Source organism: Rhodococcus sp. RDE2 (genome assembly GCF_020885655.1).
GTDB classification, from domain to species: Bacteria; Actinomycetota; Actinomycetes; order Mycobacteriales; family Mycobacteriaceae; genus Rhodococcus; species Rhodococcus pyridinivorans.
The window spans coordinates 1,547,552-1,573,768 of the sequence record NZ_AP025186.1; the positions used below are offsets into that span (position 1 = coordinate 1,547,552).

Consider the following 26,217-nt stretch of genomic DNA (forward strand, 5'->3'; position numbering starts at 1 on the left):
TGTTACGTCGCCAGGTCGCAGACGACGATCGGCCCGTTCGCGACCGGATGTCGCGAACGGGCCGATGTACTCCGGGCCTGCCGGGGGACGGCCCGGATGCCTGTCGTACGCCGGGATCAGCCGGCGTGTGTCACCTGCCGGCTCAGCCGGCGTCGATCACCTGCCGGCTCAGCCGGCGTCGGTCATTTCGAACGGCACGACCACCTTCGGGTCGATCCGCATGACGGTGTAACCCGCCACCGCACCCGCGCCGAAGCCGGGAGCGAAGATACGCACCGGTTCGGTGATGACCCCGTCGCGGACGGCGTCGTGGATCGCGAGCGGGATGCTCGCCGACGACGTGTTGCCGACCTTCTCGATGTTGAAGTACAACCGGTCGGCCGAGAGTCCGGCGTTCGCGGCGAGCTCGATGACCATCGTCTTGTTCGCCTGGTGGGGAACGATGAGATCGATGTCGTCGAGCAGCGAACGTTCGGCATCGTCGGGGGACGGGAGCGCCTTGATCTCGTCGAGCATCTGAGTCAGGTAGCGACCGGCGAGCGTCTTCACCTCGGGTCCGTAGACCGTGATGAAGTTGTCGAAGTCCGGATTCGGCCAGATGATCGAGTTGACCTCGCTCGTCGGGCCGCTCGCGTAGCTGTTGAAGAACTCGAGATCGGGAGCCTCGCCCTCGGCGGCCGGCGAGATCACCATCGCCGCGGCGCCGTCACCGAAGATCATCCGGGACGGCCGGACGGTGCCGATCTTGTCCGAGAACTTCTCGACGCACACCACGAGGACGGGACGCTTGACCTGCTGCAGGATGCGGGTCGCCTCGGCCAGGCCGTAGGGCATTCCCGCGCACGCCGCGATCAGGTCGAACGAGGCGTGGGTCTGCCCGATGCCCAGTTCGCCCGAGATCCACGTGGCCAGCGACGGGATCAGCCGGCCGCTCGTGCACGTGCAGGTGATGACCGCACCGATGTCCTGCGGGCCGACACCGGCGTGGGCGATCGCCTGCTTCGCCGCCGTCAGGGCCAGGTCCTCGAAGGTTCCCGAGGTGTACCGGCGCTGCTCGATCCCGGTCTTGGCCGTGATCTCGTCGGCCGACATGGGCGACCAGTTGTAGGCGGTGTTGCGGATCAGGTCCTCGTTGGTGCACACCTGGTCGCCATGGGCGACGGCGATCGCATCGATGCGCGGTGCGATCGCGAACTCCGAACGCACGTCGACGGCCGGGTACGGCGCAGACGGGGCGACCGGTTCGTGCCGCGTGTACGAGGTGGCCTTGCGGGTCTTCCCCGACATGGCCCGGTTGATGAACCGCTGGACCTCCCGATTGCGCGGGTGGGAGACCACGACGTAGTCGTCGTCCTTCAGGTCTGCGACCCGGACGAGTTCGAGTTCGCTTCCCTCCCAGGGCTGCTGGTTGTGCAAAACCATCGACCAGCGGCTCAGGGCCTCGAGCTCGGCGACGTCCTCGTGGCAATCGAGGATCTCGTCGTATCCGAAGACGGGGTGGTTCGGATCGTAGTGGCGGACGCGCAGAGTGATGTTCTCAGGGTCGGAGATCAACTGCGTCACAGTCGGTTTGACCGAGGGTAGGTCGCCGGCGAAGTGGCGACGCGAACCGAACACCGCGAAGAGCCGATCGAAGATGCGGTCCTCGGCGGCACTGTCCCAGGCGCGGGGGAGACCGCGGTAGGCCTGCTCGACGGCACCCAACCGCTCCTCGGCCTCGGGCCAGGGAGTCAGGCGGGGCATGTAGACGTCGTCGCGGTTGCGGGGCACGTCGCCCCAGCGGGTGACGCGCCGCTCGAACATCATGAGGGTGAAACGGTCGGCCCAGAAGACATTGAGGGCCATGTCCCGCATGATCTCGAACTTCGAACCGTACTTGCCCAGTTCGTGCCGGGAGAGGATCTCCGAGACCGTGGGTGCCTTGGTGTCGAAGTCGCGGCGGATGACGGCGTCGAGGTGGTCGACGCTGCTCAGCGTGGAGAAGTCGAGTTCGGGAATGAAATTGGAGGGGAAGACTATTCGGCCGTGCCGATTGAGCTCGAATGGCTGCATGTGCGAGGGGACCGTTCGATGAGAAGTAGTGGGTGGGGAGGCCGGATCACATGTCCAGGCCGCCGTTGACGCCCCACACCTGACCGGTGATGTACGAGGAGGCGTCTGCGGCGAGGAAATGCACGACCCGGGCGATCTCCTGCGGGTCGGCGAGGCGCTTCACGGGGATGGTGTCGGTGATGCGCGCGAGAACCTTCTCGGGGATGGCCTCGACCATCTCGGTGGCGACGAAGCCCGGGGTGACGGTGTTGACGGTGACGCCGATGCTGTTCGGGTCCAGCTTGTCGTTCTTGGCCAGGTAGAAGGCCGCTTCCTTGGCGAGGGTCTTGGTGAGACCGAACAGGCCGGCCTTCGATGCCGCGTAGTTGGCCTGACCGATGTTGCCGGTCTCGCCGATGACGGAGGAGACGTTGACGATGCGTCCGGTGCCACGCTCGAGCATGTGCCGCAGTGCGGCCTGTGCCAGGTAGAACGCGCCCGAGAGGTTCACGCCGATGACGGTGTCCCAGTCCTCGTCCTGCATCTTCAGCACCGTGCGGTCGATGGTGATGCCGGCGTTGTTGATCAGGATGTCGAGACGGCCGTGCGTTTCGATGACCTCGTCGATGGTGCGTCGGCAGTCGTCGGCGTTCGCGACGTCGCCGCGGTGCACCGAGTAGCGGACGTCCTTGCGACCGGTCTCGTTCAGGTCTGCGAGGAACTGATCCGCCTGGGCGGTGTTGCGTCCGTAGCCTGCGGCGACGGTGGCGCCCTGGCTCGCCAGGCTGCGGCTGATCGCCGCACCGATGCCTCGCGTGCCGCCGGTGACGAAGGCGACGCGTCCGCGGAGCTTGTTTCCGCCGGCAGCGATCTGAGAGCTGGGTTCGATGGTGCTGGTCATGCTGATCTCCTCGCTGTGCGAGGGGGCGAAGGGTGCGGCTGGTCGCCGACGTCGCGCAAACGCCCCCTGCGCGTTGATATTCCCTGTGGAGAAGCACGTTTCGAATCCCCCTGACTCGAACGCGTGTCCCCTGAAACGAGCCGCCATCGGCTCGTAACTCCCTGCGGCGACAATCATGCAACACCTCGATCATGTTGTCACCAGAAACAATTCGGACTCCGAAAACGCACCGATTTGTCCGATTGGGTCGAGAACATATGCACTGCAACAGTATTCGTCCGAAAAAAGTGGTTACCGCGCGGTACGAACATGCTGAATGTTCGCACCCGCCATGGACATACAACCTGCACGAATTCGAGTGTTCCAAAATGGCACAACGTACTACCGGCAAGTCAGGTACGACTGTGTGCACATGGCGTGAACGCGAGGATGTCCAATGAAGTATCCGGAATATGTTGCAGGAGAAGGTATTCGAAGACTGCTCGCGTGCGGGGAATGTAGTCGGGCGCTTCTCGGTGTGCTACGCACTCCGTGCCGCCGGAGTTCAACCGGGGTGAGTCTCCGTGTATTCCCCGAGTGAAAACGCGCCACACCTCATATCGGTGTGATTCTCGACACTAAGGTAGGGAATTGTGTCGAAGACCAGCTCTACGCGGCGGTGAGAGGATGGCCCCGTGAGCAGCACTCGTCTTGTAGAAACACCGGTGGCCCATCTCGAGGTACGTGTCGACGGGGAAGGGCCGGCAGTCGTCCTGCTTCCCTCCCTCGGACGCGACTCCTACGAATTCGATCCGATCGCGAGCGACCTCGCGGCAGCGGGATTCACCGTCCTCCGCCCGCAACCCCGAGGTATCGGCAGCAGCCGCGGACCCATGACCGGCCTCGATCTGCACGACCTCGCGGGCGACGTCGCCGCCGTCATCGAGTATTTCGACGCAGCACCCGCTGTGGTGGCCGGGCACGCATTCGGGCACTACGTGGCCCGGGTGCTCGCCGCCGACCGGCCCGAACTCGTCCGGGGAGTCGCCGTGCTCGCCGCCGGCGCCCGCCGGTTCCCGGCCTCGCTGACCGAGCGTGTCGCCAAGTGCTCCGACCTGTCGCTTCCCGACGACGAACGGCTCGTGCACCTGCGCGACGTCTTCTTCGCCGAAGGACACGATCCTGCGGTGTGGCTCGACGGGTGGTGGCCCGACGCGATCGTCTCGCAGCGGGCGGCGATGGCAGCGACCGACAAGGAATCGTGGTGGACGGTGGCACCGTCACCTCTACTCGACGTACAGGCGGGAGAGGACGTCTTCCGGCCCGCGGAGACCCGAGGTGAGCTCGTCGACGAGTTCGGGAGCGAACTCGTCTCCACGGCCGTCGTGCCGGGGTGTGGGCACGCCCTCGTCCCGGAGGCTCCTCACGAGGTGGCCCGGATCCTGGCCGACTGGATCCGTACGCGTCTCGGATGAAGATTTCGTCATCCTCGGCTCATCGGCTCCTCATCGTCGTGCGCCAGAGTTACCGGTGACCAGGACGAGCACCGAGTCGAGGAGAACGATCATGGCGATGAGCCGCACCGCATGGGCCGTGACCGCTGTAGCGGTCGCGACGACGGCCGGCGGCCCCGACGGAAGCATTCGTGCGGACGTCGGCCCGGACAGGGACGCGGGGCCGGGAGACGGGCCCACCGACATCCCGTACATCGATGTCACGACGTGCGACGCGTGATTCGAGGACTGGGACGACACAGTGCCGGACCACGTCGAGGACTTCTGCGACGAGCGGGACGACCGCTGCGACGATGTGCACGACGACGACCACGACGCCCGGGACGACGACCACGACGACTGGGACGACCGACCGGCACGACGGCCCTACGACGACGAGACCCCACCGGAAGTGTTCCGGTGGGGTCTCGTTCTACCTGCGTGTGTTACGCGAGCGTGCGTGCCATGCCGCGTTCGACGGCCGCGATGATCTGCGGCCGCAGCTCGACCGCCGGCACGATCGCGTCGACCGAGCCGACCTGCTGTGCGCGCTGGATGTTGTGGATCGCCTCGAATTCGGCCGCCACCTCACCGAGCTTCTCCGACCGCACGGCGGTGCGCAGAGCGGTGAGCTCGACGCCCAGACGCGCCTTGTCGCCGTCCTCCGCGGCCCGCAGCTGGGCCTCGAGTTCCACGACCCGCGGATCGCTCGCAGTGCGCTTGTTGACGTCGCGGGTGAAGACCACCGCGGCCGCCGGAGCGCCACCGAGCACCGAGGCGAACGAACCCTCCACGGCGAGGACTTCCATGTTCTCGTTCAACGCGCCCGAGAACACCACGAAGGCACCACCGTGGTAGCGGGAGACCACGACGAACACGATCGGACCGTCGAAGTTGACGATGGCCCGGCCGATCTCGGCGCCGTACTCGAGCTGCAGGTTGCGCAGCGACTCGGGGGAGCCGTCGAAGCCCGACAGGTTGGCGAGCACCACGAGCGGGCGGTTGCCGCTCGCCGCATTGATCGCCCGCGCCGTCTTCTTCGACGACTTCGGGAACAGCGTGCCCGAGGTCCACTGGTCCGGTCCGTCGGCCGGGAACCAGCCCTTGCGCGGGATCGCGCGGGACTCGATGCCGATGACCGTCACCGGGTTTCCACCCAGGTGCGCGTCGAACACGACCGAGGTGTCGGCGTCGGCCATGTCGGCCCACCGTTCGAGCACCGCGTGGTCCTGGTCGACCACCGAACGCATCACCGTGCGGATGTCGAACGGCTTCTTGCGATCCGGGTTGGTCTCGGACGAGAAGATGTCGCCCACGGTGGTGAAGTCGCTGGACGGATGCACGTGCGGGTACACGCACACGTTGCGGTCGACCGGGTCGGAGGACACGGCCTTGCGCGGGAAGCGCTCGCCCGGCGCGACGTAGGCGTGGGCGTAGTGCGCGAACAGCGTCTCGATGGCGGCACTGAGGTTCGGAGCCCAGTACTGCGCCTGGCCGTTGGGGCCCATGACGCGGTCGTAGCCGCCGATGCCGAAGTTGTCCTCGGCGGAGACGCCACCCGAGTAGTCGAGCGACTGCTTGCCGGTGAGCACCATCGCGCTGTCCGGGGTCATCACGAGGATGCCCTTGGTGTGCATGAGCATCGTCGCCTCGGCGTTCCAGTACGGCTGCGCGCCGACGTTGATGCCGGTGACCACGACGTTGATCTCGCCGCCGTTCTGCGTGAACGTGATGATGCGGCGCAGACCGCGCGACACCCAGTCCATGTTCTCGGTGCCCGAGTCCATGGAGATCGTCGCGCCGGATGACAGCGCGAACCACTCGACGGGGGCATCGAGGCTCTCCGCCAGGTCGATCGCGGCGACCACGCGGGAGCACTCGGCCTCCGCGACGGTGCCCAGCGCCTTCGTGGGATCACCGAACAGCGCGACGCGCTTCATGCCCTCGGGGTAGCGCGGGGTCGGGGTGTCGACGACACCGACGATCAGACCCGCGGTGTTGCGGCCGTAGGGGCGGTCGACGGGCACGAGGGCGCCCTGCTCGTCGAAGTCGTACTCGACGAAGGTGCCCTCGCTGCCGGTGAGCAGCGGGATCAGCTCGTACGGGTAGACGGTGCCGCGGGCACGGGACCGCTGGACCTTCTGGGTGTACTCGTCGAGCGGCTTCAGCGGCTCCTTCGGCGGCTCGGTGACCCGCACGATGACGCCCGCACCGGAGCGGTACGAGAAGCGCAGGGCGACCTCGCGTGCCGGCTCGTCCTGGCGATCACGCCACGACCCGATGACGGTGATCTCCTCGAGACCGGCGCCCACGGTCAGCGGCGCGGCGTTGCGGCCGATGCGGCGCAGATCCTCCATGTCGAGATCGACGGCGGGCCACACGTAGAGCACCACGCGGTTCGCGTCGAGACGTCGCCCTCCGCGGTTGGCCTGGGCGCGGCGCATGCCGTCGAGCGAGCTCGCGAGAGCACGTTCGAAGGCCGGCAGTCCGACGATGCGGCCGGACTCGTCGCGCTGCGGCGTCAGGTCGCGCACCTCGGCGAGGGCGATGAACCGCTCGTCGGACGGATTGTCCTGCGACACCAGGTGATACAGGTAGGTGTCCGGGTTGGCGGGCAGGCGGGTGCCGTCGAAGTTCTTCAGGCGCCACAGATCCAGACGCTGACCCGTGAGTGGGTGGATGTCGCGGATGTTGGCCTCTTCCGCGTACCCGGTCTCGTAGGGGCGGAAGGTGAACACGTGCTCTTCTGCCGTGTCGGTGTGGCAGACCGTCACCGTCACGCGACGGGCCGCACCGGTCACCGGGCGTGCGGCGAGTTCGGCGCGCAGCGCGTCGGCCTGGGCGTCGGCATCGGCCGGAGCGTCGTCCCACGCGAGGTACAGGTCGATCACGAGGTTCTTCGTGTCGGGAACCGAAGCCGCCGACTCCTCGACGGCGTCGAGCAGCGACGCGAACTCCGCCTGCGGAGCCTCCGCGGACATCAGGTACAGACGCGTGCCGCGCAGATCGAAGTTGCCGGTGACGAACTGATGCCCGCCGACCGTGGACGAACGCACGTCCTCGAGGGTGCGGATCTTGTACGCCCGTCGGACGATGACCTCGAGCAGCGGGCCCGGAACGGACTCCGGACGCGTGATCTGCTGTGCGAGAAGATCGATCAGCGGCTCGGGCGTGGCGACCAGCGAATCGATGCGCTGCGCGTAGTCCGTCGCCTGCGGATGCTCGGCGAGGTACGCGAGCGAACCGCGGACCCCGTCGTAGACCTGCTCGCGGGCCTTGCGGATCACCGGCTCCTCGAAGTACCGGTACCGCAGGTTGCGGGCGGTGTCACCGATGACCGGGAAGCGGACCTGGGTCGCGACGATCAGCCGGTCGAGGACCTCGTTGAGCTCGTGGGAGATCCCCACCTCGGTGTCGTCGCGCTCGACCCAGCGGTCGAGCAGCGAGGTGACCACGGGGACGTGGGCCTCGATGCGCTCGAGCGCGAGGAACAACCGGTAGACGGCCTCCTCGAGCTCCGGGGTGCGATCGAGTTCGAGGACGTCGTAGTGCCGCAGGGCGCGGGCGAGACGTGCGCGGAAGCTGTCGGGCAGACCCCCGACCTCGACGTCGAGCGACTGCAGGTAGCCGTGGAAGAACTCGCGGGGGCTATGGACCCGGTCGTCGCTGTTCTTCTCCTCCTCGGTCGGACGGTTGCGCGACAGTTCGCACACGTCCGCGAAGGTCGTCAGCAGCGCGAGCTCGGCGCGGACGAGCGCGCACGAGTCGACGGAGCCGGACAGACGCTCGTATTCGGCGAGCAGGGCCGCGGTGCGCTTGGCGGACACGTCGTATCCGGTGACCAGAGCGGCGAGCGAGTCGAGACGGGCGAGAGCGTCGGCCGCGACGTCGTCGCTGACCGAGGGTGCCGGTGCGGCGAACTCCACACGCTCGACGGTCTCGGTGACGACCTCCTCGACGATCTGGTCGACCCGCAGGAGCGGGGCGCCCGCGTCGACCTGCGCATTGACGACGGCGAGGATCTCGCGGACCTTGCCGGCGAAGGGAGCGCGGACCGCGGTCTCCATCTTCATCGACTCGAGCACGACGAGCGTCTGACCGGCCTCGACCTCGTCACCCACGGCGACAGGAACCGCGACGACCACGGCCGGGGCAGGGGTGCGCACCACACCGGCCTCGTCCTGGCTGATCTGGTGGCTGATGCCGTCTACCTCGACGAGGAAGTGGGCGGGACCGGCGATCGACACCACGTTGTGGCGGTGGCCGCCGACGGTCAGACGCGACTCGTAGGCGCCGAGCCGCTCGACGTCGACGTCGAACTCGGAGGTGCCGGTGTCGACCCGGTAGCGGTGCGGACCGACCTGTCCGACGACGAGTTCGTAGGCCTGTCCCTGGTAGCTCAGTTCGACCTTGCGTCCGACGGTGTGGCCGGCGCGCGGGCGGCCACCGCGGGCGGAGGCGAGGAAGGCGGCGCGTTCGCGGGCCTCGTCGGTGTCGTAGACGTCGACAGCGGTCGCGATGAGTGCGACGTCGGCGACCTTGGACGGTCCGGTCTCGGTGCCGGCGCCGGTGCGGTCGAGCCAGCCGGTGTCGGCGGAGGCGTCGATCACCTCGGGGCGATCGAGCAGATCGAGCAGGAACGACTTGGTCGTCGTGCCGCCGTCGAGGACGACGGTGGTCTCGCGCAGAGCGGTGCGCAGGCGGGCGAGCGCCTCGTCACGGTCGCGGCCCCACGCGATGATCTTGGCGACCATCGAGTCGTAGTCGGGCGGGATGACGTCGCCCTGGGCGATTCCGGTATCGACGCGCAGGCCGGACCCGAGCGGGAACTTGAGCAACTGCACGGTGCCGGGAGCGGGTGCGAAGCCGTTGGCAGCGTCCTCGGCGTTCAGACGGGCTTCGACGGCGTGCCCGAACTCGCCGGGGCACTCGCCGGGCAGCTTCTCGCCGGAGGCGACGAGGATCTGCAGCTTGACGAGGTCGATGCCGGTCGTGGCCTCGGTGATGGGGTGCTCGACCTGGAGGCGGGTGTTGACCTCGAGGAAGGTGAAGATCTTCAGGTCGGGCTGGTAGAGGTACTCGACGGTGCCGGCACCGGCGTATCCGGCCGCGCGGACGAGATCCGCGGAGACCGCGCGCAGGTGGTCCGACTGCCCCTTGGTGAGCAGGGGAGAGGCCGACTCCTCGATGACCTTCTGGTTCTTGCGCTGGATCGAGCAGTCGCGCACCCCCGGGGCCCACACGTTGCCGTGCTTGTCGGCGATGACCTGGACCTCGACGTGGCGCGCGTCGGTGACGAGACGCTCGATGAACACGACGGGGTCACCGAAGGAACGCTCGGCCTCACCCTGGGTGCGTTCGAGGGCGAGTTCGAGCTCGTCCTCCGCATAGACCTTGCGGATGCCGCGGCCGCCGCCGCCGGAGCGGGCCTTGATGATCAGCGGATAGCCGATGGCCTGCGCGTGGCGGCGGGCGTCGGCGCGGGACTCGACCGGTCCCCCGGACCACGGTGCGACGGGAACGCCGACCTTCTCGGCGAGGATCTTCGCCTCGACCTTGTCGCCGAGCAGACGCATGGCGTCGGCCGAGGGGCCGATGAAGGTGATGCCGAGGCGGGCGCAGAGCTCGGCGAAGGCAGGGTCCTCGGCGACGAAGCCCCAGCCGACCCAGACGGCGTCGGCTTTCGCCTCGAGCAGAGCGCGCTCGAGTTCGGCGTGATCGAGGTAGGGGGTCGCCGCCGTGGTCGACGGGCGGAGGGTCACTCCTTCGTCGGCCTGACGGACGAACATCGCCCGTCGTTCGGCGTCGGTGTGCAGAGCGATCGTCCTGATGTCGTAGCCGTGCTCGGAGTTGAGCTCCCGGACTGCCCGGATGAGGCGTACGGCCGCCTCACCGCGATTGACCACTGCGATCCGCTTGAACATACTCGTTGCCACCGTTCTCCATGGTTTGTGCACGCATCGGGCGCGCGTCTCGAAGCTCCACCCCAATGAGGAGGACAAACTAACCGGTCCTACGTTCCACGTCTCGTGTTGGCGGCGCGAGCGGGAACATGTAGCGGTCGGCTCCTCGTGGTTGGCATGGGCATGCGTGTTCGTCGTCGATCCACCGGGCAACATCCGCGGTGTCCGAAGGACCGTTTCGAACAGATCTCCGCAGCTACGGCCGTCGGTTGCGACGGTCACGTCCCCCTGGGCGAAGGCTCCGTTCGGATAACAGCATGGAGGAAACATGAGGGTTTGTCACGTTTTGCTCCCGTCCGGGCCGATCGGCGGTCTTCTCGCGGTCGAGTTCTCTCACAGGTATTCGCGCGCAGGGGCTTTCGCTCGGAGGTAGGCGCCGGGACGGGGGTCTGCGGTTTCGCTTGCCGCCGGTACTGTGGAGTAACACCGATCGGTAACTTTCCGGGGCCTCCGCCGCCCGCCTCGGGCGACCCCTCGTTCCTGCTGGTACGCACCGGTTTTCGCGCACCCGGAATCGGGCATGATCCGGGATCGGACAAATCGCTCCGGCCCGCCTCGAAAATGCTGTGACATCCGTCACGAGGTGCGAAAAGGCGAAGGTCTCAACCGAACCGGAGCGCGGCCGTCGACGTGTCGGATCGTGACCTTCGAGCGCCCGGGATCGGGGCCGTTACCGGGCATTTCTCCGAGCTCGCGCGGAATCTGGAACAGTGGACAGTACATGCCTGCGGACGAGCCGCGAGGAGGATCCCCGTGTCCGAAGCCGATCGACCCCACCTCCCGGGGCGCGACGACGCGCCCAGCCGGGACATCCCGTCGGTGGACCGGCGGACACGCATCGCCGGGCAGGTCCGCCGGTGGTGCGAGACCGGCAGCATCGAGGGCAGGCACGCTCCGCTGTCGGATGCCGCGGCGGTCGCACTGGCCGCCGGCTACCTCGACGAATCGGCACGTGCGGTGCTGGCGAACCGCCGGCGCGTCGGGCGCCGGCTGCCCACCCTCGACGGATTCGGTGAGCTGCGCCGCCTGTCCGACGAGCACGCCCGCCTCCGCGCACGCATCGACGGCCTGCGCCCCGGCGCTGCGCGACTCGCACTCGAATACCGGGCCAACGAGCTCGGCAAACGCATCCGGGCGGCGCGGCAGACCGTCGTGCACTCGCCGCTGCACTACGCCCAGGGCGTCCGCGCCGTGCGCCGCGACCGGCGCGACGGCCTGCATCTCGAGATCGAACAACGCGAGGCGCTGTTCGCCGCACTGCAACGCACCCCGGCACCCCTGCCCGTCACGCCCGTCGAGCAGGCCCGGGGAGTGGTGCTCGGTGTCGCCGTCGACCGCGTGGGTCGCTGGTCCGAACGCACCCCGCTGGCCGAGACGGGGCGTCGCGTCGCCGAGCGGCTCGGACGCGAGGTGCCCTCCGGTGACGACGGCTTCGTCGACCGCTACGACACCCTGCTCTTCCTTGCCGGTTCCCTGTACGACCGCATCGAGGCGTCGGCCGCGTGGCGTTCGGGGTACTTCGAGGTTCAACGAGCTCAGCTCGACCTCGCCGAGGAACTCACCCAGATCGCGGTGGACACCGTCGCCCTGCGCGACCTGCTCGACGAGCTGCAGTCCGCGATCCGATCGGCACCGGAGGCGCGGTCCGGTCTCGAATCCCGTGTGGCAGCGCTCGAACCGGTATGGGATCAGATCCTGGCGCGGGTCACCGCGCTCGCGCGTATCGGCGACCTGCTCACGCGGGCGGAGGACCATCTGCATCTCGCGCACATCGCGCAGCGCACCGCAAGCCTCGACCAGCGGATCGACGATCTGATCGGCAGGTCGGGCGCGCGCGAGTTGTCTGCCGAGAACACCGATTTCGTCGGCGACCAGCTCGGCGCTGCGGCTGAACCGATGGTCGCGCTCCGCAGTGCTCTGTGGACGGACATCGCCGAGCTCACCGCAAAGGAGTAACTCGGAGTTACTGTCATCGGTCACATCGATTCGGCTGTGCTTCGGGCCGGATCCCCGAACTCGTGAAAAGTGACCGGCTTCACTGGTGCATTTGTTCGAACCGGTGGTAGCTTCCTCGCGTCCTATCGGGGGTCGATACACAGGGGGGCGCGGTGGCGTCGCGGTTCGTGCGTACTGGTTTTGCGCTGGCTGTCGCTGCGGCGCTGGCGGTCTCGGGTTGTTCGGGAGCGACGAGCGTGTCCGTCGTCGACGACCCGAGGCTCGAGGCCGAGTTCGAATCGGTGCTCGTCTCCGGGCAGTCCCGCACGCTCGGGGAGGTCGCGGCCGCAGCGGGTATCGAGTCGTGGGACCGCATGTACTACTTCCGTGTCCCGGTGCTGATGAGCGAACTCAACCGCGTGATGCACACACCGGGGGTCACTTGGCGGAACATGCCGGGATCCGATGCCGAAGGACTCATCGTCTTCGTCTCGGAGGGGAAGATCGTGCGCGCGGTCGCCGACCTCGAGCCACCGCTGTATCTGAGCGGGTTCGCGACCTCCGATTCGTACGTCACGCCCGACGAGCTCGCCGGCATGCCCCGCCTCGCGGTCGAGTCGAGGGGCCGCTGATCCGGCAGCTGCCACCCGGCTGCCCCGTATGTCCGCCTTCGGGTAGTTTTGCTCGCAACAACGAGTAGTGAATTTCTTTCCCGAAGAGGTGTGGGGTGGCACGGGTAATCGCGACGATCAACCTGAAGGGTGGCGTCGGCAAGACCACGACGACGGCCGCGCTGGGCGAGTTCATGGCGGCGGAGTTCGGGCAGCGGGTGCTCATGATCGATCTCGACCCGCAGACCAACCTCACCACGATGATGGTGGGGGAGGAGCGCTGGCATGAACTGAACGAGCTCGGTCTGACCCTCGCGACGCTCTTCAACAAGGCGATCACACCCGACGCCGACGCGTTCGACATCGAGAAGGCCGTCCAGAAGGGCGTCTCACCCGTACGTGCGGTCCGCGATCTCGACCTGCTCGCGTCGTCCCTGGATCTCATGGACATCCAGGAAGGCCTCACCCACCAGCAGTACGCCGATCCCGGTTCGCACCGTCCCGTCGAGGTACTGCTCTCCGCTGTCCGGCCCATCGCCGACCGGTACGACTACATCCTCGTCGACTGCCCGCCGAATCTCGGGATCCTCACCCTCAACGGGTTGCGTCTCGCCGACGGCTATCTCATCCCCACGATTCCCGACATCCTGTCCACCTACGGAATTCCCCAGCTGCAGACGAAGATCCAGCAATTCGCGAAGCGGACCGGGCACACGGTGCGGGAGATCGGCCTCGTCATCACGAAGTACCGCAGCGCCTCGAATCTGCACCGCACGATCATCGAACAGCTCCAGCGCGACGAGCGGATCGCGAACGTCGTTCCCGCCTGGGTGCCCGAGGCCAACCAGATCGCGGCGTCCGCCGAGTTCGTGCCCTACGGCACGCTCAAGCGCAAGTACGGCAACACCGGTCAGTACGACGCGCTGCGAATCCTCACCGAGACGATCATGATGAATGCGCAGGTGTACCTGTGACGAATCCCGGCACCGATACCGACATGGCACAGGCGCGTCTGCGGGTGCGTATCGGCGAGGCGAGCTCGGCACTGCTCCGGCTCGACGAGGCGGCCCCCGGTACGGCCGGCGCGCTCGTCGCTCTCGTCCAGGTGATCGCAGACGAGGCCGCACGCACGCCGCGCTTCGCAAAGGCACTCGCGGGAGCGCTCTCGGTCACCGCGGACCCGAGTGCTCCGATCCCTGCTCCCACTCCTGTTGCGCGGCCCGCCGCGGCCCGAACCTCGGCGCGTCGCAGCCGGCGCGCACCCGGGGCCTTCGACCCGTTCGTGGTGTACCGCGAGAGCGGGGAGGCGACTCTCCGGGAGAGACTGTCGTCCCTCGGGGTCGAACAGCTCAAGGACATCATCGCCGAGCACGCCATGGACTACGACAAGCTCGCGATGCGCTGGCGTACCCCGTCCAAGCTGCAGGACCGCATCGTCGAACGGGTCAAGGCGCTCACCACGAAGGGTGATGCTTTCCGGTGATCGGTCACAGACGGTTCTTCTTCCGCTCGTAGCAACGTATGGTCGCAGCAGACCTCCGGTCTCGACGAGACCGCGCAGGACGTGGGCACATCGCGCGTCGATCCCGAGTCACCGCTCGATGTGCGCACCGAGAAGAGGAGTCGAGATGGGGGACATCGTTCGGCAGGGAGTCGTGGCCTTCGTGGCCGAGGTTCTGGCGCGCGGCGGCCGCGCCGAGCCGATCCCGGGACAACGCGACGTCCGCGTACAGGGCGCGGACGGATCCGAACGTGTGGTGCGGGTGTGCTCGACGGCGAGCGATCCGTGGCTTGCGCGACGCCGGGACGGGGTTCCCGCCGCCGACGGTGCAGGCGTGTCGCATTGGGTCTTCGTGGATCTCGCGCCCGCGGTACCGGAGTTCTACGTGGTGGACGCGGACGACATCGAAGCGGGGATCGAGGAGGAGGTCGCGCTCTGGCTCGCCGACCGCCCCGGCCGCACACCGACCGGCAGTCATCCAATCCAGCGCAGCAATGTCGTTCACGGGCACGACCATTGGGACCTGCTCGGTCTCGATGCGGTCAAGGATCCCGACCACGACGCGACTCCGGTACCGGCTGCGCGGATCCGCGCCGAACGTCCGGTCGTACGTACGGTCGCGGAACCCGAGGTCGTCGACGAGCGGCGCGCAGTAGTGGCGGACATCGGCGGGTATCGCGTGCAGGGGCGCCTCGATCCGGCCTCAGGGACGCTCGAGATCACCCGGGGACCGATGGAGGGGCGTCGCTTCCCGGACGCCGCGGCAGCCGCACAGGCGCTCGTCACCTTCTTCGACGACCACGAGACCGTCCCCGACGGCGACACCTTCTGGCGGAGCGAGATCCTCAGGTGAGAACGCACTCCCGATAGCGGCTTCGGCTCGTTTCGATCTGGCTGACCACAACCGTCGACTCCGCCGACGGATGGCGGTGAACTGAACCGGCGCAATCAACAATGCCCGGTTCAGATCATCGAAGGGGAGATCGCATGACCATCACCGAACTCGATCGCGACACGACCACCGCCGAATCCGTCTACACCGCCGGCGGCATCGTCGTCACCAAGCTGGGGGAGCACATCGGTGCGCGGATCGACGGAGTGCGGTTGTCCGGGTCGTTGGCACCCGAGACCGTCGAGGCCATCCGGTACGCCCTCGCCGTGCACAAGGCGATCGTCTTCCGCGACCAGCATCATCTCGACGACGAGCAGCAGTGGGCCTTCGCGGGTCTGCTCGGCACGCAGACCCAGTCGCACCCCACGGTCCACTCGAAGGGCAAGCGGCTGTTGCCCATCGAGGGTGCCGCGAACAGCTGGCACACCGATGTCAGCTTCGTCGACCGCATCCCGAAGGCGTCGATCCTGCGTGCGGTGACCCTGCCGCCGTACGGCGGTGCGACGACGTGGGCCTCCACGACCGCGGCCTACGAGCAGCTGCCGGATGCACTGAAGGCGCTCGTCGACAACCTGTGGGCCCTGCACACCAACCTCTACGACTACGCCGAGAAGCTCGACGCGGGCAGCTCCGATCCGGCGCTGACCGAGGAGCGACGCCGCTACCAGGACGAGTTCCGCCGCAACACCTACGAGACGATCCACCCGGTGGTGCGGGTCCATCCCGAGACGGGTGAGCGCACCCTGTTGCTCGGTCACTTCGTGAAGGAGTTCGTCGGTCTCAAGCCGTCGGAGACCGCCGCGTTGCTCCAGCTGCTGCAGAGTCGGATCACGAAGTTGGAGAACACCTTCCGCTGGTCGTGGGAAAGCGGCGACGTCGCGATCTGGGACAACCGTGCCACGCAGCACTACGGCATCGCCGACTTCGGCGACCACACCCGCCGCCTGCACCGCATCACCCTCGCCGGCGACATCCCCGTCGGCGTCGACGGCACGCGCAGCAGGGTCGTGCAGGGCGACGCGAGCGAGTACTCGGTGGTCGAGGAGCCGTCGCGGCTGCCTGGCTTCGACGCGAACTGAGACAGCAGAGCGCGAAGCGGTCGTAGGAGCGCGAAACATCCTGCGCCGATGACCGTTTCGCGCTCCGCAGCATCAGGCCACGACGTACTTCTCGTTATCGCGGACCCACAGCACACCGTCGCCGGCCGTGGGTCCTTCCTTCTCGAGCGCGCGCTTGAGGATCTTGTTGGTGGCCGTGGTGGGCAGATCCGCCGCGATCCGCACGTATCTCGGCCACGCCTTGGGGGACAGATCGGCCTGCTCGGAGAGGAACTTCTCGAATTCCTCGGGGACGAGCGACGTCTCGTCGCGCAGCACGATCGCGGTCATGACCTGATCGCCCACATGTTCGTCGGGCACACCGTAGACGGCGACGCGACTCAGCTGCGGAAGTCGTTGCAGGATGCGCTCGATGGGGGCGGCGGCGAGGTTCTCGCCGTCCACGCGCATCCAGTCGGCCGTGCGACCGGCGAGGTAGATCCAGCCGTCCGCGTCCTTGTAGGCGAGATCGCCCGACCAGAACATGCCACCCCGCAGACACTCGTCGGTGGCGGCCTCGTCGTTGTAGTAGCCGGTGAAGAATCCGGCGCCCTGCGTGTTCACGAGCTGACCGACGGCCTTGTCGGCGTTGATCAGGGCGCCGTTGTCGTCGAACTCCGCGTGGGCACAGGGGGTGAGGGTCTCCGGATCGTAGACGTCCACACCCGGCAGTCCTCGACCGATCGATCCGGGTGGGGTGCCTTCGTCGCGGGTGATGATCACCGCGGCCTCGGTCGACCCGAAACCGTCCCAGACAGTGCAGTCGAAGCGCCGGCCGAACTCCTCGATGTCGCGGTCGGTGGCTTCGTTGCCGAACGCCACCCGGAGGGGGTTGTCGGTGTCGTCGGGTCGTTCGACGGTCGCGAGGATGTACGCGAGGGGCTTGCCGACGTAGTTCATGTACGTCGCGCCGTAGCGGCGCACGTCGTCGAGGAAGTGCGAGGCGGAGAACGACGCCGGTGCCATCGCCGCGCCGCTGCACAGCGACACGCACCACCCGGCGAGGATCGCGTTGGAGTGGAACAACGGCATCGACAGGTAGACGACGTCGTCGCTCGTGATCGAGAACCGCGGGACGAGGGTGTCGCCCGAGAACAACACCATCATGTGGGCGAGCATCACCGGCTTCGGATCCCCGCTCGTCCCCGAGGTGAAGATCAGCATGAACGGATCGGTCGGACCGACCTCCCGGTACGGCTCGAGCGCGCCGGCGCCGTCGACGAGCGCCCGCCACTCCGGGCTCGCGACGTCGAAGACGATGACGTCGCCGAGGTCCAGACCGTCGAGCAGTGGGGCGTGCTCGGCGTCGGTCAGCAGGATCTGGCAGTCCGCCCGCAGGATGTCGCGTGCCAGGCCCTCACCACGTCGGGTGTTGTTGATGCCGACGAGCGGGAACCCCGCGAGCCCGGCCCCGGCGATCGCGTGGAGGAAAGCGGGGGTGTTGCCGAGCAGTGCTCCGACATGCACCGGCCGGTCATGGTCCATCAGCGACAGCAGTGCCGCCGCCTGGGCGGATGCCTCCTGCAGGTGTTCGCGCCAGGTCCACCTGCCGGTGTCGTGGACGATGGCCGCGGTGTCGTTCTCGAGCAGGTCGCGGAGTGCCTGCTGGACGGTCTCTGCCATGGCTACCTCGGATGTGCGAAGGGAAGGGATCCGCGAAGACGGATCCCTCGGGGTTACTGCGCAGCGAGATGTCGGGTCAGGAAGTGGATCTGATGCTCTACGGCCGGGTCGAACCAATCCTTGCCGGGCCACACGTCGAAGTGGTCGCACGGATAGTGACGCACCTCGGCACGAGCGCGGAAGGCTGCACGCGCCGCGGCGTGCGGGGGAGCGCTGCGATCGAAGTCCGCGATCTGCACGAGGACGGGACATGCGACGGACGACGCGTGTCGCGCGGGACGGTAGGTGCCGAGCGACAGCACGATGTCGGCGTCGATCTCGTTGCGCCAGGTCGGGCCGGCCAGGGAGAGGTAGTCCTCGTGGTAGCCGTCCAGCGACAGGGCGGCGACCGTGCCGGGTGGTCCCACGATCGGGATGGTGGTCGACGAGCGTCGCGCCACCCGGCTGCGGAGCCCCGCCGCCGTCGAACGGGCCAGCGCCGAGGGCGCGTGATGCCGTGCGGCGAGAACCCCCGCGGCCGGTCCGTCGACGAGGGGCGTCACGGACACGACGGCCGCGATGTCCCGGTCCTGGGCCGCGACGGACAGGACGTGGCCGCCCGACAACGACACGCCCCACAGCACAGCGCGACGGGCATCGGCGCCGTCCAGTCGCCGGGCAGTCGCGACGGCTGCGCGGTAGTCGGCGATCTGTCCCGCGACGTCGACGCGCTGACGGTCGGAGCCTCCGGACTCGCCGAATCCTCGGTAGTCGAAGGCGAGCACGTGCATGCCCGCGGCCGCGAGCCGTTCGGCGAACGGGACGAGCCCGGAGTCCTTCGTCCCGCCCAGACCATGGGCCATGACCACGACCGGTGCCCCGTCGGTGCTGTCGAGAACGTCGGAGCCGGGAGTGAAGTGCCAGGCGTGGACCGTCTCACTCTCGGAGGGGAAGGTCAATGAACGCGGGTGCACGAGGCGTCCTCCTTCGATGCCCGGCCGGCGCGGGCGATTCCGGCGGGCATCTCGCGCGTCCGGATGTCGAACTCGTAGGCGAAATAGTCGAGCTGCTGCGTGTGGCGGGGACGATCGAGCAGGTGCCCGGTGAACTTGCGCTGGTCCTCGACGATGACGCGGTGCATCTCGTCCTCGGGCGGAAGTGCGTAGCGGCCGATCGCATAGGCCGCGATCAGTCGCGCCTGGCATTCGACGAACGGGAACAGAGTGGGCGTGGCCTGGGCGAAACCGGCGAACGCGAGATCGGGGATACCCGGCGCGAAGATCCGCTTGTACAGCGCGATGTGGTTGTCGGGAGCGCTGATGAACTCCGGATCGAAGAACGGGAAGGTGATGTTGTAGCCGGTCGCGTAGATGACGACGTCGAACTCCGCTGCGGTTCCGTCCACGAAGTGGACCGTGTGGTCGTCGAACCGTTCGATGTCGGGTTTCGCGACGATGTCGCCCGAGCCGAGGCGCAGCGGCAGTTCGACCGACTGCGTGGGGTGCGCCTCGAAGAACTTGTGGTTCGGAGTGGGCAGCCTGTACCGCTCGGGACGTCCCGACAGCAACGGCTGGCCCCACTGCGCGACCTTCCGTTGCCACGACATCGGTATGTACGGAACGGTGCGGTAGAACTTGTCGGCCGGCCGGCCCGCGATGTACTTCGGGACGATCCACGCACTCGAGCGCGTCGACAGCGTCACCTCGGTCTGCAACGCCTTCGACGACAACTCCACGGCGATGTCGGCCGCGCTGTTGCCGAGCCCCACCACGAGGATGCGCTTGCCCGCGAAATCCATCGGGGTGCGCGGGTCGATGTAGTGGTGGGAGTGCAGCGACTCGCCGGCGAAGTGCCCGGGGAACTCCGGCACGCGGGGATCCCAGTGGTGACCGTTGGCGACGACGAGGAACTCGAACGCGCGCGTGCTGCCGTCCTCGAGGTCGAGCTCCCACCCGCCTTCGGGTCGCCGTCGTGCTTCGCGGACACCGTTGCGGAACTCGATGTTGCCCCGCAGTCCGAAGGCGTCGGTGTAGCCGTCGAGGTACTCCTTGATCTGCGTGTGATGCGGGAAGTCGGGATAGGACTCCGGCATCGGGTAGTCCTTGAACGACAGCTGATGCTTCGACGTGTCGATGTGCAGCGAGCGGTACGCGCTGCTGTGGCCGTTGGGATTGCCGAAGGCCCAGTTGCCGCCCACCCGATCGGAGCTCTCGAAGCAGGTGTAGGGCACCCCGTAGTCGCACAGCATCTTTCCGGCGGTCAACCCGCTGATACCGGCGCCGATGACCGCGGTGGTAGGTGCCGACATGGTGTCCCTTCGACGCGGTGGTGCAGGTGCTCGGAGCGACGACCTGCAGTGACGACGGTCACAATGTAGAACACGTTCTCTTCCGTGTACACGGGACGTTCCGCTCGCCCGTCGTCGCGTCGCAATTCGGTCCGCGAACCCGGTGCGCATATGTGACGGAACGCATACTCTGGGTGCACCTGCAGCATCGCGGGTGGTGATCGTCGCGCGCGCCGGTCCCGTCCGCGCCGCACCGTTGCCGCCGCACGGCGGCTCGAGGAGGCCCGATGAACGCGGTTGTCGCTCCCGTCAAGCCCACGCGGCCGTACCCGCCGCGAGCGCACTCCAAGGGGGCGGTCCTTCACGACCTGATCACCACGACGGACCCGAAGAAGCTCGGACTGATGTACATCTTCACATCGTTCGCGTTCTTCCTGTTCGGTGGTCTGCTCGCCCTGTTGATGCGCGCGGAGCTCGCGGTCCCCGGCCTGCAGTTCCTGTCGAACGAGCAGTACAACCAGCTGTTCACCAACCACGGCGGCATCATGCTGCTGATGTACGCGACGCCGGTCGTCTTCGGTTTCGCGAACTACATCCTGCCGCTGCAGATCGGCGCTCCCGACGTCGCCTTCCCGCGCCTGAACGCCTTCAGCTACTGGCTGTACCTGTTCGGCGCGCTCACCGTGGCATTCGGGTTCATCACTCCCGGTGGTGCCGCGGACTTCGGCTGGACGTCCTACATGCCGCTCGCCGACGAGATCCACTCACCCGGTATCGGCGGCAACCTGTGGTTCCTGGGTCTGGCGGTGATGGGTCTGGGCACCATCCTCGGCGGCGTCAACATGATCACCACCGTGGTCTGTATGCGTGCACCGGGGATGACCATGTTCCGCATGCCCATCTTCACGTGGAACATCTTCATCACGATGATCCTCGTGCTCCTCGTCTTCCCCCTCCTCGCCGCGGCGTTCATGGGGGCTTTCGTCGACCGCGTGATCGGTGGCAACATCTACGACCCCGCCACCGGCGGCGTGCTCCTCTACCAACACTTGTTCTGGTTCTTCGGTCACCCCGAGGTGTACATCATCGCACTGCCGTTCTTCGGCATCGTCTCGGAGATCTTCCCGGTCTTCTCCCGCAAGCCGATCTTCGGATACAGCGGCCTGGTCTACGCGACCATCGCGATCGCGGCGCTGTCCATCGCCGTGTGGGCGCACCACATGTACGCCACCGGCGCGGTGCTGCTGCCGTTCTTCTCGTTCATGACCTTCCTGATCGCCGTCCCGACCGGTGTGAAGTTCTTCAACTGGATCGGCACGATGTGGAAGGGCCAGATCACCTTCGAATCGCCGATGCTGTTCTCGGTCGGCTTCATCGTGACCTTCCTCTTCGGTGGTCTGACCGGTGTCATCCTCGCGAGCCCGCCGCTGGACTTCCACCTGCACGACTCGTACTTCGTGGTGGCGCACTTCCACTACGTGCTCTTCGGCACCATCGTGTTCGCGACCTACGCCGGCATCTACTTCTGGTTCCCGAAGATGACCGGACGCATGCTCGACGAGCAGCTCGGCCGCTGGCACTTCTGGCTGACCTTCATCGGCTTCCACACCACCTTCCTGGTGCAGCACTGGCTCGGTAACGAGGGCATGCCGCGTCGCTACGCCGACTACCTGCCCTCGGACGGGTTCACCACCCTGAACACGATCTCCACCATCGGTGCGTTCATCGTGGGCGCCTCGACGCTGCCGTTCCTGTGGAACGTCTTCAAGAGCTACCGCTACGGCCAGGTCGTCACGGTCGACGACCCGTGGGGCTACGGCAACTCGCTCGAATGGGCGACGACCTGCCCGCCGCCGCGGCACAACTTCTACGAGCTGCCGCGGATCCGTTCGGAGCGTCCTGCCTTCGAGCTGCACTATCCCGACATGGTCGAGCGGATGCGTGCCGAGGCGCACGTGGGTCCGGGTAGCGACAAGCACGAGGTGAATGTGCTCGAAGGTGCCGACCGCACGCCGGGCGACGTCCCCCGTGAGTGATCGACCGGGATAGCCCCGCGCATCGAACGAACCCCGCCGAAGGACGGAGTCGAGCGAACATGACCGCAGTCGAACCCGGCGGGGGCGTGCCCGCCGAGGTGGATGTCCTGATCGTCGGCGCCGGTATCTCCGGCATCGGCACGGCCTACCACCTGAAGACGAAGAGACCGGGGACGAGCTTCGCGATCGTCGAGGCACGCGACGCGCTCGGCGGCACATGGGACCTGTTCCGATATCCCGGTGTGCGCTCCGACTCCGACCTCCACACCCTCGGTTACGAGTTCAAGCCGTGGCGGAAGAAGCACGCGTACGCCGGAGGTAGCGAGATCCTCGGCTATCTCCACGAGACGGTGGACGAGCACGGACTGCGTCCCTACCTGCACTTCGGGCACCGCGTCGTCGGTGCGTCCTTCTCGTCCGCCACCGGCAGGTGGACGGTCACGCTCCGGCGCACGAGCGACGACACCACGCTCACGGTGACCTGCTCGTTCTTCTTCTCCGCGACCGGCTACTACGACTACGACGAGGGGTACAGCCCGGAGTTCGAGGACAGCGACGACTTCCGCGGCACCATCGTCCACCCCCAGCACTGGCCCGAGGATCTCGACTGTGCGGGCAAGCGCGTCGTCGTCATCGGCAGCGGCGCCACCGCGGTGACACTCATTCCCGCGCTGGCCGGCGTCGCCGAGCACGTGACGATGCTGCAGCGCTCCCCGTCCTACGTCCTGGGATGGCCGAAGGAGAACAAGATCGCCAACGCACTGCGGCGTGCCCTCCCGACAGCGGCGGCCGACCGCGTCGTCCGCTCCCTGAGCATCCGTCTGCTGCACGAGATGTACCGGACGAGCCGCCGGGCGCCGAACCTCTTCCGCCGTCTCCTACGCCTGCGGATGACGAGTGTGCTGCCCGACGACTATCCCGTCGACGTGCACTTCAACCCGTCCTACGACCCGTGGGATCAGCGCCTGTGCGTCGCGACCGACAGCGATCTCTTCCACGCCATCGCCACCGGTGAGGCGTCGGTGGTCACCGATCGGATCGCTCGGTTCACGCCCACGGGGATCGCCCTCGAATCGGGGCGCGAGATCGAGGCCGACGTCATCGTCACCGCGACCGGGCTGAAGATGGTGCCGTTCGGACGGGTCGCACTCGACGTCGACGGCGAACCGGTCGACTGGCACGAACGCATCACCTACAAGGCGTCGATGCTCACCGGCATACCCAACTTCGTCTTCGCGTTCGGTTACGCCAACTACTCGTGGACCCTCAAGGTCGACCTCACCGGCCACTACCTGTGCCGGTTGCTCGACCACATGGACGACCACGGCTACGACATCGTCACCCCGGTCTGCGACGACCCGGCCGTCGGCGGCGGACCGTTCTGGGACCTCACGTCGAACTATCTCCGGCGATCGGCCGACGTGTTTCCCACATCCGGGGAGGACGGCCCGTGGTCGATGGAGCAGAACTACTATCTCGACCGCAGACGGCTGCGCCGCGAACCGGTCGACGATCCCGCCCTGCGCTTCATGCGGGTGGCCGAGACGGCGGGGTCATCGAGCCCAGCAGGTCGCCGGGAACTCCCACCACGAGTGCCCGAGCCGCGCTCGTCACTGCCGTAACGTCGCTGACACCGAGAACCGTCAGCGACGCCGTCGCCAGCGCTTCGGGTAGCCCGGCGTCGACGTCGCCGTCGTCGGCCCGCATGCCGATGACCGATTCGACGATCCGGAACGGCAGGTGTGTGCGGGGATCATCGTCGCCGACGATCTGCGCCGCCAGGATCCGGTAGCGCTCCATCAGTTGCCGGCGCTCCTCCCGGAACCGATCGAACGGTTCGGTGCGAAGCTCCGGAAGGTGGTAGAGCGCACCGAGATTCCATCTGCCCGCGGACAACTGGGCCGTGTCGAACCAGGCGAGCGCGCACAGGCGCACCTCGGGCGGCAGCGTGGGGTCGAGATTGTCGTCGAAGTCGAGGGTCGGTTCGACGGTGTCCTCGAGCAATGCGACGAGGAGGTCGTTCTTCGTCGCGAAGTGGTTGTACAGCGATGCCTGCCGGATCCCCACCGCCTCGGCGATCGTGCGTGTCGAGGTGGGGGAGAACCCGCGGGTGGTGAACAGCTCCGCGGCGGCGTCGAGGATCTCGGCACGCGCGGTCGGCCCGGGTCGTCGTGGCGCGTGGAGACGGGGTCGTCCTGGTCCTGCATGGGTCACCTCTCCACTGTGACACGACGAAAGATGGTGCAGCACCACGGTCTTCATGCGTGAAGTTTTCGTTATACGGACGAAACACACGTCACGGACTCGTTACGCCGTGGACATTCCCCGAAGATGCGCGATCGGAAAACTGTCGATCGACAGTTTCCCCGGACCGCCGATCGGAGCGCCATGACCGAGACCCTCGCGACCGCCACCACGCACGCTGCTCGCGCCCATGCCCGAGCGCAGGCAGGAACCGTCACCGACGCCATGCCGATCGTCCCGGCATCGTCGTGGCCGGCTCCGCCCAGCGGTCGCGCGGCGTCGATGACCTGGGCCGAGACCGTTCCCGGTGGCCGCTACACCAGCAAGGTCCTCGCACGCGGCACCCGCCTGCGCCTGCGGGACGTCCACGGCACCGCCTGCGCCAACCTCCTGCTGTTCCGCGCCGACGCACCGCACGAGCGGCTCAACGTCGCCGACACGGTGAAGGTGCCGTGGCAGGCCTATCTCGGTGTCGGGCATCCCCTGCTCTCCGATCAGGGCCGCGTCCTCGCCACGATCGTTGCCGACACCTCCGGTCGCCACGACGCGCTGTGCGGCACGACCCACCTCGCGGGGAACACCGCGAAATACGTTGCGGGATCGCTCCATTCGAGCTCTCCCGCGGGCCGCGAACTGTTCACGGTCGCCGCGGCCAAGCACGACCTGCAGCCGCGCGACCTGCCGCCCTCGCTGTCCTTCTTCCACGGTGTCCGCGTCGAGGAGGACGGCAGCCTCGTCAGCACCGGCAACGCCGGTCCCGGTGCCGCCGTCGACCTGCTGATCCACCTGCCGGTCATCGCCCTGATCGCCAACACCGCACACCCGCTCGACCCGAACCCCGAGTTCACCACCGGCAGCCTCGAAGTCCTCGCCTGGCGGGCGCCCGGCGAACTGAACTCGCTGCCGAACACCGACCCCGAATACCAGCGCGCCGTGCTCAACACCGACGACGCCTGGGCCGCCGCCACGTCCGAAACGGAGATCCGCCGATGACCATCACCGCCGACACCGCAGACCTCGCCCTCGTTCCCGGTCGCGTCGTCCTCGACGAGATCGTCGGCCTCCGCGGCCCGTGGTCGGCCGTCGTCGCCGCCGGCGACGTCCTCACCATCGTCGACCTGCACGGCAACCAGGCCGTCGACACCCTCGTCTACGACGCCGCCGATCACACCCGCCGCTACAGCGCCGCCGCCACCGTCGCCGCCCAGCAGAACATCTTCCTCTCCACCGGTTCGGTGCTGCGCGACGCCGACGGTGAGCCGCTGATGACGCTCGTCGCCGACGAGGTGGGCAACCACGACACCGTCGGCGGTGCGTGCTCGCAGGAGTCCAACACCCTGCGCTACGGCCACCACACCAAGCACCAGCACGCCTGCGTCGAGAACTTCCTCATCGAAGGCGCCAAGTGGGGACTCGGCAAGCGCGACCTCGTCTCCAACATCAACTTCTTCATGAACGTGCCGGTCGAGGCCGATGGCACCCTCGGCATCGTCGACGGTCTGTCCGCACCCGGCAAGCGACTCGCGATCCGCGCCGAGCGCGACGTACTCGTGCTCGTCTCCAACTGCCCCCAGATCAACAACCCGTGCAACGGCTTCGACCCCACGCCGGTCCGCATGATCGTCACCCGCGGGGAGTGAGGAAG

The 26,217-nt window shown here is 67.5% G+C and carries 19 protein-coding genes; 12 read left to right on the forward strand and 7 right to left on the reverse strand.

Features of this window, described 5'->3' with window-relative positions:
- Positions 1–168: 168 nt before the first annotated feature.
- Positions 169–2,052, reverse strand: a complete 1,884-nt coding sequence (locus LPH33_RS07340) for a ketoacyl-ACP synthase III (protein ID WP_059382910.1) — start codon at positions 2,050–2,052, stop codon at positions 169–171.
- A 46-nt stretch (positions 2,053–2,098) separates the two neighbouring features.
- Positions 2,099–2,932 carry a 3-oxoacyl-ACP reductase family protein gene (locus LPH33_RS07345; protein ID WP_106200346.1) on the reverse strand — a complete coding sequence of 278 codons (834 nt, stop codon included), beginning with the start codon at positions 2,930–2,932 and terminating at the stop codon, positions 2,099–2,101.
- Positions 2,933–3,606: 674 nt separating this feature from the next.
- Here LPH33_RS07345 and LPH33_RS07350 point away from each other — a divergent pair.
- Together LPH33_RS07350 and LPH33_RS07355 are read left to right on the forward strand one after the other, a co-directional pair.
- Positions 3,607–4,386: an alpha/beta fold hydrolase gene (locus tag LPH33_RS07350; RefSeq protein ID WP_229567611.1), complete on the forward strand. Its 780-nt coding sequence runs from the start codon at positions 3,607–3,609 to the stop codon at positions 4,384–4,386.
- Positions 4,387–4,483: 97 nt separating this feature from the next.
- A complete protein-coding gene (locus LPH33_RS07355) occupies positions 4,484–4,645 on the forward strand; it encodes a hypothetical protein (protein WP_189637380.1) in 162 nt (53 codons plus the stop codon).
- Between the two features lie 205 nt (positions 4,646–4,850).
- On the opposite strand, the gene LPH33_RS07360 is transcribed toward LPH33_RS07355, so the two are convergent.
- Positions 4,851–10,328, reverse strand: a complete 5,478-nt coding sequence (locus tag LPH33_RS07360) for a carboxyl transferase domain-containing protein (RefSeq protein ID WP_229568283.1) — start codon at positions 10,326–10,328, stop codon at positions 4,851–4,853.
- 792 nt (positions 10,329–11,120) lie between these two features.
- Between LPH33_RS07360 and LPH33_RS07365 the strand changes: the two genes are divergently transcribed.
- The 6 genes from LPH33_RS07365 to LPH33_RS07390 all read left to right on the forward strand — a co-directional run bounded on the left by LPH33_RS07365 (position 11,121) and on the right by LPH33_RS07390 (position 16,385).
- On the forward strand, positions 11,121–12,323 hold the full coding sequence (locus LPH33_RS07365; RefSeq protein WP_229567613.1) for a hypothetical protein: 1,203 nt from the start codon (positions 11,121–11,123) through the stop codon (positions 12,321–12,323).
- Positions 12,324–12,490: 167 nt separating this feature from the next.
- Complete coding sequence (locus tag LPH33_RS07370) at positions 12,491–12,934, forward strand: hypothetical protein (RefSeq protein WP_229567615.1); 444 nt, start codon at positions 12,491–12,493, stop codon at positions 12,932–12,934.
- 95 nt (positions 12,935–13,029) lie between these two features.
- Positions 13,030–13,887 carry a ParA family protein gene (locus tag LPH33_RS07375; protein WP_160874730.1) on the forward strand — a complete coding sequence of 286 codons (858 nt, stop codon included), beginning with the start codon at positions 13,030–13,032 and terminating at the stop codon, positions 13,885–13,887.
- Positions 13,884–14,396: a hypothetical protein gene (locus tag LPH33_RS07380; RefSeq protein WP_160874728.1), complete on the forward strand. Its 513-nt coding sequence runs from the start codon at positions 13,884–13,886 to the stop codon at positions 14,394–14,396. The genes LPH33_RS07375 and LPH33_RS07380 overlap by 4 nt, the downstream gene beginning before the upstream one ends.
- Before the next feature lie 145 nt (positions 14,397–14,541).
- Positions 14,542–15,267, forward strand: a complete 726-nt coding sequence (locus LPH33_RS07385) for a hypothetical protein (protein WP_160874726.1) — start codon at positions 14,542–14,544, stop codon at positions 15,265–15,267.
- Positions 15,268–15,401: 134 nt separating this feature from the next.
- Positions 15,402–16,385 carry a TauD/TfdA dioxygenase family protein gene (locus tag LPH33_RS07390; protein WP_160874724.1) on the forward strand — a complete coding sequence of 328 codons (984 nt, stop codon included), beginning with the start codon at positions 15,402–15,404 and terminating at the stop codon, positions 16,383–16,385.
- Between the two features lie 72 nt (positions 16,386–16,457).
- Here the strand turns inward: LPH33_RS07390 and fadD1 are convergent, their stop codons facing one another.
- The 3 genes from fadD1 to LPH33_RS07405 are packed head-to-tail and all read right to left on the reverse strand — an operon-like array spanning position 16,458 to position 20,313.
- Positions 16,458–18,026: a fatty-acid--CoA ligase FadD1 gene (fadD1, locus tag LPH33_RS07395; RefSeq protein WP_229567617.1), complete on the reverse strand. Its 1,569-nt coding sequence runs from the start codon at positions 18,024–18,026 to the stop codon at positions 16,458–16,460.
- 53 nt (positions 18,027–18,079) lie between these two features.
- Complete coding sequence (locus LPH33_RS07400) at positions 18,080–18,979, reverse strand: alpha/beta hydrolase (RefSeq protein ID WP_160874720.1); 900 nt, start codon at positions 18,977–18,979, stop codon at positions 18,080–18,082.
- A complete protein-coding gene (locus tag LPH33_RS07405; RefSeq protein WP_229567619.1) occupies positions 18,961–20,313 on the reverse strand; it encodes a flavin-containing monooxygenase in 1,353 nt (450 codons plus the stop codon). The genes LPH33_RS07400 and LPH33_RS07405 overlap by 19 nt, the downstream gene beginning before the upstream one ends.
- 266 nt (positions 20,314–20,579) lie before the next feature.
- Between LPH33_RS07405 and ctaD the strand changes: the two genes are divergently transcribed.
- Together ctaD and LPH33_RS07415 are read left to right on the forward strand one after the other, a co-directional pair.
- Positions 20,580–22,328 carry a cytochrome c oxidase subunit I gene (gene ctaD, locus LPH33_RS07410; protein WP_229567620.1) on the forward strand — a complete coding sequence of 583 codons (1,749 nt, stop codon included), beginning with the start codon at positions 20,580–20,582 and terminating at the stop codon, positions 22,326–22,328.
- A gap of 59 nt (positions 22,329–22,387) precedes the next feature.
- Complete coding sequence (locus tag LPH33_RS07415; protein ID WP_229567622.1) at positions 22,388–23,950, forward strand: flavin-containing monooxygenase; 1,563 nt, start codon at positions 22,388–22,390, stop codon at positions 23,948–23,950.
- Here LPH33_RS07415 and LPH33_RS07420 read toward each other — a convergent pair.
- Entirely contained in the window at positions 23,856–24,542 is a 687-nt protein-coding gene (locus tag LPH33_RS07420) for a TetR/AcrR family transcriptional regulator (RefSeq protein ID WP_160877530.1), read from the reverse strand. The two genes, LPH33_RS07415 and LPH33_RS07420, sit on opposite strands and share 95 nt — an antisense overlap.
- Before the next feature lie 174 nt (positions 24,543–24,716).
- Between LPH33_RS07420 and LPH33_RS07425 the strand changes: the two genes are divergently transcribed.
- Together LPH33_RS07425 and LPH33_RS07430 are read left to right on the forward strand one after the other, a co-directional pair.
- Positions 24,717–25,565: an urea amidolyase associated protein UAAP1 gene (locus tag LPH33_RS07425; protein ID WP_229567624.1), complete on the forward strand. Its 849-nt coding sequence runs from the start codon at positions 24,717–24,719 to the stop codon at positions 25,563–25,565.
- Entirely contained in the window at positions 25,562–26,212 is a 651-nt protein-coding gene (locus LPH33_RS07430) for an urea amidolyase associated protein UAAP2 (protein ID WP_160877526.1), read from the forward strand. The genes LPH33_RS07425 and LPH33_RS07430 overlap by 4 nt, the downstream gene beginning before the upstream one ends.
- Positions 26,213–26,217 lie beyond the last annotated feature (5 nt).